The sequence below is a fragment of the Streptacidiphilus albus JL83 genome (assembly GCF_000744705.1).
Classification (GTDB): Bacteria; Actinomycetota; Actinomycetes; order Streptomycetales; family Streptomycetaceae; genus Streptacidiphilus; species Streptacidiphilus albus.
The window spans coordinates 2,642,898-2,659,088 of the sequence record NZ_JQML01000001.1 but is presented as its reverse complement, the minus strand read 5'-3'; the positions used below and the strand labels follow the sequence as shown (position 1 = coordinate 2,659,088).

Below are 16,191 nucleotides of genomic sequence, written 5' to 3'. Positions count from 1 at the left end.
CAGGACAGGACCGGGGCAATAGCCCCGACCCTGTGGAACCCGCAGATCACCACCCCGTAGGGTCAGCCGTATGGCTGAAGACTCCCCGTTGATCCGCAGTCTGCGCGCCGCCGTCGAGGCGGCTCCGGCGGACGTCCCCCTGCGCCTGCACCTGGCCGCGCTGCTGCTGGACGCCGGCGCGCCCCAGGAGGCCGTGTCCCAGGTCGCGGTGGCGCTGCAGTACGAGCCGGGGAACCCCGAGGCCCGGGAGCTGATGCTGCGCGCGATGGGCCTGCCGGCCGCGCCCGCCCCTGCCCCCGCCCCTGCCCCCGCTGCCGAACCGGTGCCGGAGGGGCTGCCGGACCCGATGCCCGAGTCGATGCCCGAGTCGGCCGAGCTCGCCCAACCGGTGCCGCCCGTCCAGCCTGCGCAGTCGCAGCCGCTGCCGCCGTCCGAGCCCCCGGTCTTCGACTGGAGCACCGCCGAGCAGCAGCTCAGCGACGTGGTCCAGCCGCGCTTCGTCGACCCGGACCCGGAGCCCGAGCGGATGGCCGCCGAGGGCGAGGACGCCCCGGGCGACCAGTTCGACTGGGACGTCGAGACCAGCCGGGTCGGCCTCGCCGACGTGGGCGGCATGACCGAGGTCAAGAAGCGGCTCCAGGCCGCCTTCCTGGCCCCGATGCGCAACCCCGAACTGCGCCGCCTCTACGGCAAGTCGCTCCGCGGCGGGCTGCTGCTCTACGGTCCCCCGGCTGCGGCAAGACCTTCATCGCCCGCGCCGTCGCCGGCGAGCTGGGCGCCAAGTTCATCTCGGTCAGCCTCAGCGACGTGCTGGACATGTACATCGGCCAGTCCGAGCGGAACCTGCACGAGGTCTTCGCGGCGGCCCGCCGCAACGCCCCCTGTGTGATCTTCCTGGACGAGATCGACGCCCTCGGCGGCAAGCGCAGCAGCCTGCGCCACAACGCCATGCGCGGCACCGTCAACCAGCTGCTGACCGAGCTGGACGGCGCCCAGTCCGACAACGAGGGCGTCTTCGTCCTCGCCGCCACCAACCACCCCTGGGACGTCGACACCGCGCTACGCCGCCCCGGGCGGCTGGACCGGACGCTGCTGGTGCTGCCGCCGGACCAGCCCGCCCGCGAGGCGGTGCTCCGCTACCACCTGCGGGACCGCCCGATCGAGGGCGTGGACCTGGGCAAGCTGGCCAAGAAGACCGACGGCTACTCCGGCGCCGACCTGGCCCACGTCTGCGAGTCGGCGGCCGAGACGGCGCTGCTGGACTCCGCCGCCAGCGGCCAGGTCCGGATGATCGGGATGCGCGACCTGCTGGACGCCGCCGAGCAGGTGAAGCCCTCGGTCGAGGCCTGGTTCTCCGCCGCCCGCAACGTCGCCATGTTCGCCAACGAGGGCGGCATGTACGACGACCTGGTGGCCTACCTGAAGAAGAACAGGAAGCTGTGAGCGACGACGACGCCGCCCTCGGGCGGCTCCAGCGGGCCCGGGCGCTGATGGACCTCGGCCGCCCCGAGCAGGCCCTGCCGCTGCTGGCCGAGGCCCTGGCCGAGCAGCCCGGCAACGTCGACGCCTGGTGCGTGATGGCCCGCTGCCACTACGCCCAGCACGACTACCGGGAGGCCCTGCACGCCGCCGACCAGGCGCTGGCGCACAAGCCCGACCAGGTCGTGGCCTGGCGCTTCCGGACGCTGGCGCTGATCGAGCTGGAGCAGTGGGAGCCGGCCTGGGCGGCGGCCGGGGAGTCGGTCCGGCTGGACCCGCACCACTGGTACGGGCACATGCTGGTGGCCAAGGTGCTGCTGGCCAACACGGCCGGCTACTTCCACTCCGCCGTCGCCCAGCAGGCGGCGTTCCGGGCCAGGGAGCTCGCCCCCCACGAGCCGGACACCCACTTCATCCTCGGGCGGGTCGCCGAGCGCTCCGGGCACCGCCCCGAGGCGGAGGAGTGCTACCGCGAGGCGCTGCGGCTGGACCCCGAGCACCGGGCCGCCCGCAACCAGCTGGCGCTGCTGCAGATGCAGCGCGGCGACAACTACGGCGCGGCCCAGGGCTTCGCCGCCGTCGCCGCGGCCGACCAGTCGACCTCGGGCCTGGGCGTGCACAACCTCCGGGTGGTCACCGTCCGGCTGATCGCGCCCGCCCGGTGGATCTCGATCGCCTGCTTCCTGCTGGTCAACGTGATGGTGCAGGCCCAGGGGCAGACCGACTGGACCGCACGCGGCATCTGCCTCGGGGTCGTGGTCCTGGCCTGGGGCGGCTGGCTGCTGTGGGCGGTCCGCCAGGTCCCGGCGCAGCTGCGCCGTCCGCTGCTGCTGTCGGCCAGGCGCAGCCGCTACGTCGGCTACAGCCTGCTCGGGGTCTCGGCGCTGACCATAGCCGCGCTGGCGCTGCTGTCGGTGCCGGCCCTGGCCGGGGTGGCCACCGTGGTGCTGGTCGCCGGGATCGTCGCCCAGGCGCTGGCGCTGCAGGCCGCCCGGCGCTCGGTGGAGCAGGACAAGGCCGCGCTGCGCGGGTGACCGTGCCGACCACTGCCGCGGGTACGATGCGGCGGACAGCCGTTACCGCCCGAGCAAGCCCTCAACCAGCAGGAGATGACGACGTGTCGGGAGAGCCGCAGGCGGACTGCCTGTTCTGCAGGATCGTGGCCGGGGAGATTCCGGCGACGGTGGTTCGGGAGACCGGGGAGACCCTCGCCTTCCGTGACATCAACCCGCAGGCCCCCACCCATGTGCTGGTGGTCCCCCGGGCCCACTACCCGGACGCCGCCTCGCTCGCCGACGCCGACCCGGCGCTGGCCGGGGCACTGCTGGCCGAGGCCGGCCGGGTCGCCGAGGACGAGAAGGTCGCGGTCCAGGCCGGCGGCGCGGGCTACCGGCTGATCTTCAACACCGGCAGCGGCGCCGGCCAGACCGTGTTCCACGCCCATGTCCACGTGCTGGGCGGCGGGGACGGCCTGCGCGAGAAGCTGATCTGACCGGGTGTCGCCACGCGAGCTGGTGGTGCTGGGGACGGCCAGTCAGGTCCCGACCCGGCACCGCAACCACAACGGCTACCTGCTGCTCTGGGACGGCGAGGGGCTGCTGTTCGACCCCGGCGAGGGCACCCAGCGGCAGCTGCTGCACGCCGGGGTGAGTGCCCATGCGATCACCCGGATCTGCGTCACCCACTTCCACGGCGACCACTGCCTGGGCCTGCCCGGCATCATCCAGCGGATCAACCTGGACCGGGTACCGCACGCCGTCAGCGCCTACTACCCGGCGTCCGGGCAGCAGTTCTTCGAGCGGCTGCACCATGCCAGCGCCTTCCACGAGACGGTGACGCTGCTGCCGGAGCCGGTCACCGGATCGGGTGAGCTGAAGGCGCCCGGCGCGCCCTTCGCGCTGGAGGCAGTCCGGCTGTCCCATCCGGTGGAGTCCTTCGGCTACCGGCTCACCGAGCCGGACGGACGGCGGCTGCTGCCCGCGAAGCTGGCCGCGCTCGGCCTGACCGGGCCGCTGGTGGGCGAGCTCCAGCGGCGCGGCACGGTGACCGCCCCGGACGGGGCCACGGTGGCGTTGGAGCAGGTCAGCGAGGAGCGGCGGGGCCAGCGAGCGGCCTTCGTGATGGACACCGGGCTCTGCGCCGGGGTCGCCGAACTCGCGGCCGGGGCCGACCTGCTGGTGATCGAGGCGACCTTCCTGGAGGCCGACCGGCGACTGGCCGAGGAGCACGGCCACCTGACCGCCGCCCAGGCCGCCCGGGTCGCCGCCGAGGCCGGCGTGCGGACGCTGGTGCTGACCCACTTCTCCCAGCGCTACCCGGACCTGACCGGCCACCTGGTCGAGGCCCGGCGCCACTTCGACGGCGAGCTGGTGCTGGCCGAGGACCTGATGCGGGTGCCGGTCCCGCGCCGGCTGTGAGGCGGTGTCGCTTAAACCGCTGGCGTCACCCCCGTGAACAGGCGGACCATCGTTCCCGATGGCCCTTCCGTCCGTCGTACCCTGGACGCACCACGCCCGAGAGGCTGGCGGACCCTACCGAGATGGGATGAGGCAGGCCTCAGCGCCGACCCATGACTTCCACGAACCCAGATGTGCGCACTGCCCAGGCGAAGATCGTCATTCCGGAGCAGTTCCTGATGGTGACCGTGCTCGGCACCGGGGACTCGCTGCTGAAGGTGATCGAGACGGCCTATCCGGACCTCGACATCCACGCCCGGGGCAACAGGGTCACCGTCACCGGCGACCGCGCCGAGGTCCGACTGGTCCAGCGACTGTTCGACGAGATGATGCTGGTGCTGCGCACCGGCCAGCCCCTGACGGAGGACTCGGTGGAGCGTTCCATCGCGATGCTGCGCAAGGCCGAGCAGGACCCGGGCAGCGCCGAGGGCTCCACCAGCCCCTCGTCGGTGTTCACCATGAACATCCTGTCCAACCGGGGCCGCTCGATCCGGCCGAAGACGCTGAACCAGCAGACCTACGTCGACGCCATCGACCGGCACACCATCGTCTTCGGCATCGGCCCGGCCGGTACCGGCAAGACCTACCTGGCGATGGCCAAGGCCGTGCAGGCGCTCCAGGCCAAGCAGGTCACCCGGATCATCCTGACCCGTCCGGCGGTCGAGGCGGGGGAGCGGCTGGGCTTCCTGCCCGGCACCCTCTACGACAAGATCGACCCCTACCTGCGCCCGCTCTACGACGCCCTGCACGACATGATCGACCCGGACTCGATCCCCCGCCTGATGGCGGCCGGCACCATCGAGGTCGCCCCGCTGGCCTACATGCGGGGCCGTACCTTGAATGATGCTTTTATCATCCTGGACGAGGCGCAGAACACCAGCGCCGAGCAGATGAAGATGTTCCTGACCCGGCTCGGCTTCAACTCCAAGATCGTGGTCACCGGCGACGTCACCCAGATCGACCTGCCGAGCGGCACGAAGAGCGGACTCAAGGTCGTCCAGGAGATCCTGGAGGACGTGGAGGACATCCACTTCTCCCGGCTCACCAGCCAGGACGTCGTCCGGCACAAGCTGGTCGGCAAGATCGTGGACGCCTACGGGCACTACGACGCCAAGCAGCAGGCCCAGCACGACGGCGCCGCACGCGCGCCGCGCACACCCCGACGCAACGAAAGCTGAGAACCCCGCACCCCATGTCGATCGACATCAACAACGAGTCCGGTACGGAGGTGGACGAGCAGGCCATCCTGGACGTCGCCCGCTTCGCCCTGGACCGGATGCGCATCCACCCGCTCTCCGAGCTGTCCGTGATCGTCGTCGACGCGGAGGCGATGGAGGCGCTGCACGTCCAGTGGATGGACCTGCCGGGCCCCACCGACGTGATGTCGTTCCCGATGGACGAGCTCCGTCCGGGCAAGGAGGACGAGGAGCTGCCGCAGGGCCTGCTCGGCGACATCGTGCTCTGCCCCGAGGTCGCCACCCAGCAGGGCGCGACCAACGGCCACTCCATGGACGCCGAGCTCCAGCTGCTCACCGTCCACGGGGTGCTCCACGTCCTCGGCTACGACCACGAGGACCCGGACGAGGAGCGGGAGATGTTCGGGCTGCAGAAGCGCATCCTGGACGACTGGCGGGCCGAGCGCGGCGAGACCGGTCCCTCCCCCGCCCCGACGACGACGTGAGTGCGAGATGAGTGGCAGTAGTACCGGCTTCCTCGTGGTGGCCGTCGTCCTCGTGATCTTCGCGTGGCTGGCGGCCTGTGCGGAGGCGGGCATCTCCCGGGTGTCCCGCTTCCGCGCCGAGGAGGCCGTCAGGAACGGTCGGCGGGGGGCCGAGCGGATGCTGGCCCTGGCCGCCGACCCCATCCGCTTCCTCAATCTGGCGACCCTGATCCGGGTCACCTGCGAGATGGCGGCGGCGGTGCTGGTGACCGTGGTCTGCGTCCGCTCGTTCCACGTCACCTGGCAGGCGGCGCTGGTCGCGATCGGCGCCATGGTGCTGGTCTCCTACGTCGCGGTCGGCGTCTCGCCGCGCACCATCGGCCGGCAGCACCCGATGAACGTGGCCACCGCCGCCTCGGTGGTGCTGCTGCCGCTGAACCGGATCCTCGGCCCGATCCCGCGGCTGCTGATCCTGCTGGGCAACGCGCTCACCCCGGGCAAGGGCTTCCGCGAGGGGCCGTTCGCCTCCGAGGCCGAGCTGCGGGCACTGGTCGACCTGGCCGAGCAGGACTCGCTGATCGAGGACGAGGAGCGCCGGATGGTGCACTCGGTCTTCGAGCTCGGCGACACCATCGTCCGCGAGGTCATGGTGCCCCGCACCGACCTGGTGATGATCGAGCGCGGCAAGACCGTCCGGCAGGCGCTGACGCTCGCATTGCGCAGCGGCTTCTCCCGGATGCCGGTGGTCGGCGAGAACGAGGACGACGTCGTCGGCATCGTCTACCTCAAGGACCTGGTCCGCCGGACCCATGTGGACCGCGCGGCCGAGTCCGAGTCGGTCGGCGCGGTGATGCGGCAGGCCACCTACGTCCCGGACAGCAAGCCGGTGGCGGACCTGCTGCGGGAGATGCAGCGGGACCGGATCCACGTCGCGGTGGTCATCGACGAGTACGGCGGCACCGCGGGACTGGTCACCATCGAGGACATCCTGGAGGAGATCGTCGGCGAGATCACCGACGAGTACGACCGGGAGGCCCCGCCGGTGGAGGCGCTGGCGGACGGCGCGTTCCGGATCACCGCCCGGCTGCCGGTCGAGGAGCTGGGCGAGCTCTTCGGCATCGAACTGGACGACGAGGACGTGGACACCGTCGGCGGCCTGCTGGCCAAGGCCCTCGGCCGGGTGCCGATCCCCGGCTCCGGGGTCGAGGTCCCGGTGCCGGAGGGCGAGGACGCGTCCATCGCGGCGATCCGGATCACCGCCGAGAGCACGGCCGGACGCCGCAACCGGATCGGCACCCTGCTCGCCGAACCGGTCCCCAAGGAGCGGGTCCGCCGCGGCGGCCGCCGCGACCGCGAGGACGACCGCGACGAGGACGAGCAGCCCGCCGCCGACCGCCACCCCGACCGCCACCCCGACCGGGGCCGGGACCACCCGGACGACTGAGCGCCTCGCAGGGGCCGGTGCGGGTCAGAGAGCTGCCAGGTCGATCCTGAGAGCACCGGTCCCCTGCGGGCCGCCACAGACGAGCAGGCCCTCCGGGGACAGCGCGAGACTGTCGATGTCCCGGACGGACGGCACGGCTGTCGAGCGCCCGTCGGCCGGCCGCCAGAGGTGCAGCCGACGGTCCGACCAGGCGACGGCGAGCACTGGTCCCACCGCGGTGTGTGCCGCGGCCAGCGCGGTCGGCAGCGCGTTGCGCCGTTCGACGGCGCCAGGCATGGACCGGCCGGTCTCGGAGTCCCAGAGCCGGACCGTGCCGTCCGCTCCACCGGTGAACACCAGCCGCAGACCGTTGCGGGCCTCGGGCCACCCGAGGCAGGCGATCGCGGTGATGGGAACCTGGTGCGGGCGCTGCGCGCCGAAGGACGGGTGGCCGGCGGGCCAGAGCCGGAACCATCCCTCGGCGTCACCGACGGCGACGGACCCGTTGCCCGAGGCGACTGCGGTGACCCGGGCGGCCGCTCCGGTCAGGACGGCGGCGGCATGACGCCCCAGGGCCTGGTGGAGAGCGCCTTCGCCGGGAGCCTCGTCCGTTCCTGCGGAGGGGACGGCGAAGAGGTGGATGCGGCCGTCGGGGTCGACGCCGAGCGCTTGGCCGGAGCCGATGACAGCGAGACCGGTGGGCCGTTGACGCGGATTGCCGGTGATGCGGGCGATGATCGTGCCGTCCGTGGGCTCGTACAGACCGAGCCGCCCGGCGCCGTCGATGATCAGCAAGCCGCGCTCGGCCGGTGCGAGTCCCGTCGTGCGGAGATCCGCTCTGGACCACTGGGCGGTCCAGACATGCTGCTCGGCGAGCGGGCGCAGGTACTCCGCGAGCCGCGGATCCGTGGCCAGGGCAGCGGAGTGGAGGACGGCCGCCCGCTCGGGGTCGGAGAGTTCGCCGGAGCTGAGGATCGGGCCTGCGGCGGCCCAGGTGGCCCGCAGCCCCCGGGGGGCGGCGATCCGGCGGTCGGCGAGGGCTGCCGTGATGGCGAGGGCCGACCCGTGGACGAGGTGGTCGGGGTCGGCGAGCAACCGCGATGCGGTGCCCGCACCCACGGCGAGGTCGAGCGCCCCCTCGCGGGTCGCGGCCGTGGCTGCTCGCCAGCCCGGCCCGGGCGCGCCGGGCTCGGGCGGCTCGATTGCTTCCGGCGCAGGTCGCGGCTGGGCGGGGGCGTCCGCCGGCAGGGCCAGCAACAGCGGTTCGACGGCCTGCAGCAGTTCGGGCCGATCGAGTTCGACGGCAGCCCGGACCCGGGGCAGGGCCAGCAACGGGGCCAACAGCTCGGCGACGATCCGCTGGGGCGCGGCTGACGGCGGGTCATCGGTGCCCCGGCCGGCCAGGTGCAGGTCGGGGATGACGATCCGGAGCGGCCGGGGGTCGGCAGCGACCCGCTCCAGCAGCCGGCCGGGGTCGATGGGACCGTAGCCGAGCTGCCGTCCCAGCTCCCAGGACAGGGTCTGCGCGATGTGTCCCCTGGCCGGAACGGTCGCGTGCACGGTGGTGGCTGGATGACTGTCGGAGCCGGCCACCAGCCAGGCCAGCAGGTGACTCTTGCCGGTGGCGCGCCCACCGGTGACCAGGCAGACCCGTGGGCAGGCCCGGTCGTCCCGGGCGGCCCAGTCCAACAGCGCCGGGGCGAGCGTGGCCGCAGCCCCGGTGAGTGGCGGCCAGTCGGCGGGCTGTGGCGGCAGCGTCACGCGGACCCCTGGGCCGGTCGGGCCGCCTCGGCGCGCAGCCGGTCGATCCCCTCGGCGCGGGACTCGGCGGTCTCCCCGTAGGGGAAGCTGTGCGTGAGCCGGGCCGTCGGGAAGGCCGAGGCGAGCCACATCGAGCAGTAGTGCCCCGGCAGGAAGCAGGGGGCCAGGTCGGTGTGAATGCCCGTCACCTGCTCTGCGCCGATCCCGGCGCTCTGCAGCGAGGCCCACAGCCGCTCTTCCGGGTGGAGCGCGATCGCACCGGGGCTGGTGAAGATCTTCTTCTGGCCGGTGGCGTCGACGACCTCGAACGCGGCGAAATTCTCGACACCCCCGGTGTCGCGCAGGTCGTCCAGTACCAGCGGCCACCAGCTCTCCCGGTCCGCGAAGGCCTGCGGGTCGGCGTCCTGCAGTTGCCGGCGGAATTGGTCGAACGCGGTCTGCGCGTGCTCCTGGCTCTCGGTCGCGCCCAGCTCCTCCAGGAGGACGTCCAGGCCGAGCAGCGCTGCTGCGAACTCCTCGGGGCCGGAGCTGACGAACCGCAGCGGCTCGCTGTAGCCCAGGAGCATCGCGTGGACCCGGCCCTCGGGGCCGGCGACGATCTCGAATGCGCTGTCGGACCCGAGGCGGGACCAGGTCAGGTAGTCCGCCGAGGTCAACGACTGCGATGCTGCCACGGCGTAGCCGCGCAGTGAGGCGGGTTCGCCCTCGGCGGTGCGGAAGTACGGCCCGACCTGGAGCGGCAGGGTCAGTGCGGCGATCCGGTCCAGCGCGGCGGCCTCCGGCGCAGCCGGGTCTGCGCTCGCCGCATCCGTGCCGAAGTGTCGTACGCCCTCGCCACCGAAGCGGGTCACGACCGCGTCGTCGGGCGGAATCGCGCCGGGCCCGCTCATTCGCCGAAGGTCCTTACGTACTCCAGGACCGTGTACCAGGTCGATTCCGGATTCTCCAGGGCGACCGGGTCGGTCTCCCGCATGACGGCGATCAGCCGCTCGTCCACTCCCTCGCCGAAGCTCCCGTCGTCCTCGTAGCCGTTCTCCTCGGCGAATTCGGCGTCGTAGTTCGGACGTTCGGCCTCGACGCGGTAGAGGAAGTAGAGGAAGCAGTCCAGGCTGCTGTTGAGCAGGTAGGGATCCTCGCTGTTCCCCGGGAGGCAGTAGACGGCGCCACTCGCCCCGTCGACCACCATGTCGTCGTAGGGGATTCCACCGATCGTGAACCACTCACCGGGGTCGGACTGCTGGGGAGGAAGGAGATCGCGTTCGCGTGCCCAGCCCTTGTTGGCGATCCTCGCTGGAAGATCCGTGGCGGTCTGGAACCACCCCGTGTTCTGGTCGGGCAGGCCGACGTCGCGCAGGAGTTCACGGGTGCGCGCGTGAGAGATCGGGCCGAGTGCGCTCTCCGGCACGGTAACCAGGTCGCTGGACGGAAAGACCGACTCCATCAGCGCCCGGTCGACTGTCTGCGGCATACCTCAAATCCTATCTACTACGGCGTCCGATCCGTTGCGCTCACCGTACCGCCGGTCGGTGGTGCGGGATTCACCGTCCACCGGGAACCAACCCGTCGAGGTACTTGCGCATGGCCTCGTTGCCTGCCTTGCGCGAGGCAGCGGTGCTGCCGTACTCGATGCTGTGCGAAACCTTGACGTGCGAGGGCAGGTACTCGCTCATCCAAGCACTGCAGTTGACGCTGTTCGTGCATGGTTCTCGTTCGGTGTAGAGCTCACTCATGCCTGATGACGAACCGTCTTGAAGGAAGGGTATTCCTAGAACGCGTTCGGAGTGGGTGGGGTATTTGCTGCGTCCGACCAGGATGAAGCTGTCCGGATCACCGGACTCGCCGTATCTCACGGCTGCGTAGTTCTTGCTCGTGAAATTCGATCCGCGAAGGGTGCCGTAGTCGCCCGCCTCATGCCTGGCGAGCTGGGTGGCTGCGGCCAGGTCCGTACTACCGGCCGGGACCTCTGTCGACGCCACCCGCGGACGGGCTTCTCTCTTTTTGATCTTGGGATTGTTGTAGGGACTGTCCTCCCCGGTCGGACGCATCGGGACCTTGTCCTCGCCGTCCAACCCCAGCGGAAGCTTGGCGCGTTCGGCGTCGGTCAGCGGCACCGCCCCGTCCGGGGTGAGCCGGTCCACTGACAGGTCGTCGTTGAGCCGGTAGACCGGAGTCTCCCCGATCTGCCCGTGCAGATCCTGCCGGGCCTTGTTGATCGCCGCCAACCGGGCGGCGTGCTCCGCTTCGTTCTCGGCGGCATTGTCGGCGACCTGGCCGGTCTTGCTCTCGGTGTCCTTGAGGATGCCGTGGTAGGCATCGGCGAAGTCCTCGGCCAAGCCTTTGCCGAGCTTCTTCGAGGCGCCGTCGAGGGCCTCGGCTATCTTGCCGCTCATCCGAGCGTCACCCGGCCCCGCCGGGCGACGACGACCTGGGGAGGCGTCGTCACCGCCGCCGTACTGTCCATGGTCGCGCCGCCCCCCGCCGCATCAGAAGTACCTGATGATAAGACAATTGGCGGTCGGTGCGGATGCTCCTGCTGAGCTGCCGTCGGCCGACCCCCGGTGCGGGGATCGGCCGACGGCTTGTGGGACACAGGGACTGAGCGGGCGTCAGCGGCGGCGGAGGACACGGAGGCCGAGGGCGACGGTCAGGGCCAGCAGGGCGACCAGGGCCGCGTCCACGCCGAGGCCGAGCCGGACGCCGCCCATGGTGGCCCGGGCCAGGGTGCGGCCGGCCGAGCGGAGGGCGTCCGAGCGGGCCGAGGCCACCGCGCTGAGCAGCGGGATGCCGATGGTCATGCCGACCTGCTGGGTGGTGGTGACCAGGCCGGTGGCCAGGCCCTGCTCGTCGTCGGGCAGGCCGGAGGTCGCGGTGACGCTGTAGGAGACGATGGCCGCCAGGTGGCCGAAGGCGGCGGCCGCGCCGGCCAGCATGAAGATCCAGGTGCCGAGCGAGCCGGGGCCCGCGGTGACCAGCAGTGTCGTCAGCACGGCCTGCACCAGCAGGCCGAGGACCAGGGTGCGGGCCGAGCCGATCCGGGCGACGACCTTCGGTGCGACGGCGCCGCTGATCGCGCAGGAGACGCCCATCACCCCGAAGACCAGTCCGGTGGTCACCGGTGACAGGCCGTTGACCTGCTGGAGGTAGAGCGTCCCCAGGAAGACCACGGCGCTCATCATGGCGAAGGTGCCCAGTCCGCCCAGGTTGCCGAAGGCCACGGTCGGGCGGCGGAGCACCCGCAGCGAGACCAGCGGTTCGGCGGTGCGGGCCTCGATCACCACGAACCCGGTCAGCAGCAGCACGGCCGCGGCCAGCGAGCCGAGGACCGCCGGGTCGCCGAAGCCGGTCCGGGCGGCGGTGGACAGGCCGTAGATCAGTGCCAGCAGCCCGCCGGTGACGGTGATCGCCCCGGGGACGTCGATCCGCGAGCGGTGCTCGTTGCGGCTCTCGGTGAGCAGCAGCGGGGCGCCGACCAGCACCACCACGCCCATCACCACGTTCAGGCCCATGGTGGAGCGCCAGGTCAGGGTCTCGGTGAGGACGCCGCCGAGGACCATGCCGACGGTGAAGCCCAGCGCCATCAGGCTGCCCATCACGCCCAGCGCCCGGTCGCGCTGCGGCCCCTCGTGGAAGGTCGTGGTCAGCAGCGCCATCCCGGAGGGGACGATCGCCGCCGCGCCGAGGCCCTGGAGGGCGCGGGCGGCCAGGAACACGGCCGGCGACCAGGCGAGGGTGGCCAGCACCGAGGCGGCGGTGAACACCGAAAGACCGGTGACGAAGATCCGGCGCCGTCCGACCTGGTCGGCGATCCGGCCGAAGAGCAGCAGGAAGCCGCCGGAGGGCAGGGCGAAGGCGGTCATCCCCCACTGGAGGTTGGCCTGGGTCATGTGCAGGTCGTGGCCCAGCGTCGGCAGGGCGATGTTGAGGATGGAGAAGTCCAGCGCCACCGCGAACTGGGCGGCGCAGAGCAGGAAGAGGACCAGTCGGGCCCGGAGCGGGAGACCGGCTGCCGGATCGGGCGGGGTGCCGGTGGCGGTGGTCGGGGCGGTCCGTGCGGCGGTGTCCGTTGTCATGGCTCCATGGTTCTGTGATCTTCCTGGGGGTGGAGAGAGTGCGCTTATCCTGTTGGTACAGCCACCAGGTAGGGGAGCCACGTGGACGCCACCGCGAAGACCACCACCGCCGACGAGCGCCGACGCGCGGACCTGCGCCAGTTCCTGATGAGCCGCCGGGCCCGGGTCAGCCCGACCGAGGCCGGACTGCCGGACGGCGGCGCCCGCCGGCGTACTCCCGGACTGCGGCGGGAGGAGGTCGCGGTCCTCGCCGGGGTCGGCGTCTCCTGGTACCAGTGGCTGGAGCAGGGCCGCGACATCACCGTCTCCGGACAGGTGCTGGACTCGGTCTCGCGGGTGCTGCGGCTGGCCGAGGCCGAGCGCCGCCACCTCTATGTGCTGGCCGGGCTCAACCCGCCGCTGGTGCGGGTCGTCGGCGAGCAGCGCCCCGCCTCCGCCGGGCTGACCCGGCTGATCGAGGCCTGGATGCCGTACCCGGCGCAGATCATCGACCGCTACTGGAACAACGTGGCCGGCAACGAGGCGCTCCAGGAGGTCTTCGGCATCGACGCCGACTGCCGGAACTGCTTCGTCAACTTCTTCACCAGCCCGGTCTACCAGGCCCGGCACGTGGGCTGGGAGCAGGACGCGGCCCGGGTCGTGGCCGAGTACCGGGCGGCGGCCACCGACTTCCCCGAGGACGAGGGATTCCGGGCCATCGTGGAGGAGCTGCGGGCGGCCAGCCCGCTCTTCGCCGAGATCTGGGCCAGGGGCGACGTCCAGCCGCTCGGCACCCGCTGCAAGCACATCGACCATCCACTGGTCGGTGCGCTGGCCTTCGAGAGCACCCAGCTGAAGGTGCCCGAGCGGCCCGACCTGATCGTGGTGCTGCACAATCCGGCGCCGGACACCGGCACCGCCGAGAAGCTGGAGTGGCTGGCCTCGCCCGAGGCGCGGCGCGGATCGCTGCGACGGGTCGCTGGCTGACGGCGCATCCTTGCGGCGCCGCCGGGCGTGACGGCGGATGCGTGCAGCGAACCGGCCGGGCGGCGCGGCCGGGGTGAGGATGTGCCCAAGGGACACCCTCAGAGGAGAAGCCATGACCGATGTCGCACGCCTTCGTGAGTCCGCCGCCGCGCTCCAGCCCGAGCTGGTGGCGCTGCGCCGGGCCCTGCACCAGGAGCCCGAGATCGGCATGGAGCTGCCGCTGACCCAGGCCAAGGTGCTGGCGGCGCTGGAGGGGCTGCCGTTGACGATCACCCTGGGCAAGCAGCTCAGCTCGGTCACGGCGGTGCTGCACGGCGCGAAGCCGGGCCCGGCGGTACTGCTGCGCGGCGACATGGACGCGCTGCCGGTGCAGGAGGCCGAGGGGCTCGAGTACGCCTCGCGGATCCCCGGCGCCATGCACGCCTGCGGCCACGACCTGCACACCGCCGGGCTGGTCGGCGCGGCCCGGCTGCTCTGCGGGCTGCGCGAGGAACTGGCCGGCAGCGTGGTCTTCATGTTCCAGCCCGCCGAGGAGGGCGAGGGCGGCGCCCGGGTCATGGTCGAGGAGGGCGTGCTGGACGCCGCCGGCGAGCGGGTGGTCGCCGGCTACGCCCTGCACGTCGCGGCGTCGGTGCTGCCGAACGGCTGGGCCGCGACCCGGCCCGGACCGGTGATGGCGGCGGCCGACGTCCTGCGGGTGACCATGCACGGACGCGGCGGCCACGGCTCCAGCCCGCACCTGGCGCTGGACCCGGTCCCGGCCGCCTGCGAGGCGGTCATCGCGCTGCAGACCATGGTCACCCGCCGTTTCGACGCCTTCGACCCGGTCGTGGTCACCGTCGGCACCTTCCACGCCGGGACCGCGAACAACGTGATCCCCGACGACGCGGTCTTCAGCGCCACCATCCGCTCCTTCTCGCCGCAGTCGCGGGCGCTGGTCCACACCGAGGCGGTGCGGGTGGTGCGCGGGATCGCCGAGGCGCACGGACTGGCCGTGGACGCCGTCATCGAGGAGGGCTACCCGGTCACCGTCAACGACGCCGGCGAGGCCGGGTTCGCCGCCGAGACGGCCCGCCGGGTGCTGGGCGCGGACCGCTACATCGAGATGCCGCACGCCGTGGCCGGCTCCGAGGACTTCGCCGTGGTCGGCGAGCTGGTGCCGTCCGCCTACCTGATGCTGGGCGCCTGCCCGCCCGGGCGGGACCTGTTCACCGCGCCCTACAACCACTCGCCCGAGGCCGCCTTCGACGACTCCGTCCTCGCCGACGCGGCGGCGCTGCTGGCCGGGCTGGCCCTGGGGCGGCTGGCGCGGTGACCGGTCCCGCTCAGCCGGGCCAGGGCGCCCACGGGTCCAGCGGCACGTAGCCGCAGGCCCGGCCCTCGGCGTCGAGCAGCCGGCCGACCAGCTTCACCGTCCGCAGCGTGAGCTGCCGCTCCCGGACCCGGGCCTCCGGGAAGCGGCGGCCCAGCTGCTCCTCCAGCCGCCGCAGCTCGGCGACATGGCGCACCATCACATAGACGGCGAGGTTGGCCGCGCCCAGGGTGACCGCGCACATCCGGACCTGCGGCACCGAGGCGAACCAGGCCGAGACCGGCTCCAGCCGGTCGGCCGGCACCTCCAGCCAGAGCATGGTGCCGATCGGGTGGCCCGTCAGCCGGGGCGAGGCGTCGCAGCGGAGCACCAGTCGGCCGCTGTCCCGCAGCTCCGCCAGCCGCCGCCGGACGGTGGAGGCCGGCAGTCCGGTCCGCTCCGACAGCTCGGCGTAGGGCATCCGGCCGTCCTCGCCGAGGGCGGCCAGCAGCGAGCGGTCCGCCACGATCCGGTGGCCAGGGCTGCGGGTGGGCGCCCGTCCCTGGGACGCGGCTGCGGCGGGGAGCGCGATGGCCTCCCGCTGCACCGGGTCCAGCGCGCCCTCCCGCCAACGGCTGCCCTCCCGGACCGTCCGCTCCACCAACGAGGTCCGGGTCCGCAGCACCCCGGGCACGATTGCCACCCGGTCCAGGACGTAGCGGGTCAGCATCGCCGGATCGACCGCGCCGACGGTCAGCCGCAGGTCCGCGCCGCCGGTCACGATCTCGATGGTCGCCGCCTGCGGGTCGCCCGACAGCCGCTCGGCCACGGCGGTGACCCGGTCCGCCCGGCACTCCACCTCGATCAGCGCGGTCAGCCCGTAGCCGAGCCGGTCGGTCGAGGGGTAGGAGGTCACCCAGGCGTCGCCGCCGGTGGCCAGCCGTGCCCAGCGCCGGGACAGCGTCGCCGGATCCACGCCCAGCGGCGCGGCCAGCCGCGACCACGGCGCGCGCGGGTCCACCCGCAGCGCGTCGACCAGGGCGAGGTCCAGCTCGTCGATCATGGCTGATCCATGCATGCGAACG

14 protein-coding genes and 1 pseudogene are annotated in these 16,191 nt (G+C 72.5%); 9 read left to right on the top strand and 6 right to left on the bottom strand.

Features of this window, described 5'->3' with window-relative positions:
- Positions 1 to 70: 70 nt before the first annotated feature.
- From BS75_RS43295 to BS75_RS11510, 7 genes and pseudogenes are all read left to right on the top strand, one after another.
- Positions 71 to 1,443 (top strand): annotated as a pseudogene (locus tag BS75_RS43295) (ATP-binding protein).
- Positions 1,440 to 2,513, top strand: a complete 1,074-nt coding sequence (locus tag BS75_RS11535; protein ID WP_034088164.1) for a tetratricopeptide repeat protein — start codon at positions 1,440 to 1,442, stop codon at positions 2,511 to 2,513. The pseudogene BS75_RS43295 and the gene BS75_RS11535 overlap by 4 nt, the downstream one beginning before the upstream one ends.
- An 83-nt stretch (positions 2,514 to 2,596) precedes the next feature.
- Positions 2,597 to 2,971 (top strand): histidine triad nucleotide-binding protein, encoded by a 375-nt coding sequence (locus tag BS75_RS11530; RefSeq protein WP_034088163.1) that lies wholly within the window; start codon positions 2,597 to 2,599, stop codon positions 2,969 to 2,971.
- 4 nt (positions 2,972 to 2,975) lie between these two features.
- Positions 2,976 to 3,896 (top strand): ribonuclease Z, encoded by a 921-nt coding sequence (locus BS75_RS11525; protein WP_034088162.1) that lies wholly within the window; start codon positions 2,976 to 2,978, stop codon positions 3,894 to 3,896.
- Positions 3,897 to 4,048: 152 nt separating this feature from the next.
- Positions 4,049 to 5,113 carry a PhoH family protein gene (locus BS75_RS11520; RefSeq protein WP_034088161.1) on the top strand — a complete coding sequence of 355 codons (1,065 nt, stop codon included), beginning with the start codon at positions 4,049 to 4,051 and terminating at the stop codon, positions 5,111 to 5,113.
- Between the two features lie 14 nt (positions 5,114 to 5,127).
- On the top strand, positions 5,128 to 5,616 hold the full coding sequence (ybeY, locus tag BS75_RS11515; protein WP_034088160.1) for an rRNA maturation RNase YbeY: 489 nt from the start codon (positions 5,128 to 5,130) through the stop codon (positions 5,614 to 5,616).
- Between the two features lie 7 nt (positions 5,617 to 5,623).
- Positions 5,624 to 7,039, top strand: a complete 1,416-nt coding sequence (locus BS75_RS11510; RefSeq protein WP_081982255.1) for a hemolysin family protein — start codon at positions 5,624 to 5,626, stop codon at positions 7,037 to 7,039.
- Positions 7,040 to 7,063: 24 nt separating this feature from the next.
- Here the strand turns inward: BS75_RS11510 and BS75_RS11505 are convergent, their stop codons facing one another.
- The 5 genes from BS75_RS11505 to BS75_RS11485 all read right to left on the bottom strand — a co-directional run bounded on the left by BS75_RS11505 (position 7,064) and on the right by BS75_RS11485 (position 12,849).
- Entirely contained in the window at positions 7,064 to 8,779 is a 1,716-nt protein-coding gene (locus tag BS75_RS11505) for a WD40 repeat domain-containing protein (protein WP_034088159.1), read from the bottom strand.
- Positions 8,776 to 9,669 (bottom strand): nucleic acid/nucleotide deaminase domain-containing protein, encoded by an 894-nt coding sequence (locus BS75_RS11500; RefSeq protein WP_034088158.1) that lies wholly within the window; start codon positions 9,667 to 9,669, stop codon positions 8,776 to 8,778. The genes BS75_RS11505 and BS75_RS11500 overlap by 4 nt, the downstream gene beginning before the upstream one ends.
- Positions 9,666 to 10,247: an SUKH-4 family immunity protein gene (locus tag BS75_RS11495; RefSeq protein WP_052069354.1), complete on the bottom strand. Its 582-nt coding sequence runs from the start codon at positions 10,245 to 10,247 to the stop codon at positions 9,666 to 9,668. The genes BS75_RS11500 and BS75_RS11495 overlap by 4 nt, the downstream gene beginning before the upstream one ends.
- 70 nt (positions 10,248 to 10,317) lie before the next feature.
- Positions 10,318 to 11,169 carry a nucleic acid/nucleotide deaminase domain-containing protein gene (locus tag BS75_RS11490; RefSeq protein ID WP_034088157.1) on the bottom strand — a complete coding sequence of 284 codons (852 nt, stop codon included), beginning with the start codon at positions 11,167 to 11,169 and terminating at the stop codon, positions 10,318 to 10,320.
- Between the two features lie 216 nt (positions 11,170 to 11,385).
- Complete coding sequence (locus BS75_RS11485; RefSeq protein ID WP_034088156.1) at positions 11,386 to 12,849, bottom strand: MFS transporter; 1,464 nt, start codon at positions 12,847 to 12,849, stop codon at positions 11,386 to 11,388.
- Positions 12,850 to 12,930: 81 nt separating this feature from the next.
- Between BS75_RS11485 and BS75_RS11480 the strand changes: the two genes are divergently transcribed.
- A complete protein-coding gene (locus tag BS75_RS11480) occupies positions 12,931 to 13,815 on the top strand; it encodes a helix-turn-helix transcriptional regulator (RefSeq protein ID WP_034088155.1) in 885 nt (294 codons plus the stop codon).
- A gap of 112 nt (positions 13,816 to 13,927) precedes the next feature.
- A complete protein-coding gene (locus BS75_RS11475; RefSeq protein ID WP_034088154.1) occupies positions 13,928 to 15,130 on the top strand; it encodes a M20 metallopeptidase family protein in 1,203 nt (400 codons plus the stop codon).
- Positions 15,131 to 15,140: 10 nt separating this feature from the next.
- On the opposite strand, the gene BS75_RS11470 is transcribed toward BS75_RS11475, so the two are convergent.
- Positions 15,141 to 16,169, bottom strand: coding sequence for an Lrp/AsnC family transcriptional regulator (locus BS75_RS11470; protein WP_034088153.1), 1,029 nt, complete (start codon positions 16,167 to 16,169; stop codon positions 15,141 to 15,143).
- Positions 16,170 to 16,191 lie beyond the last annotated feature (22 nt).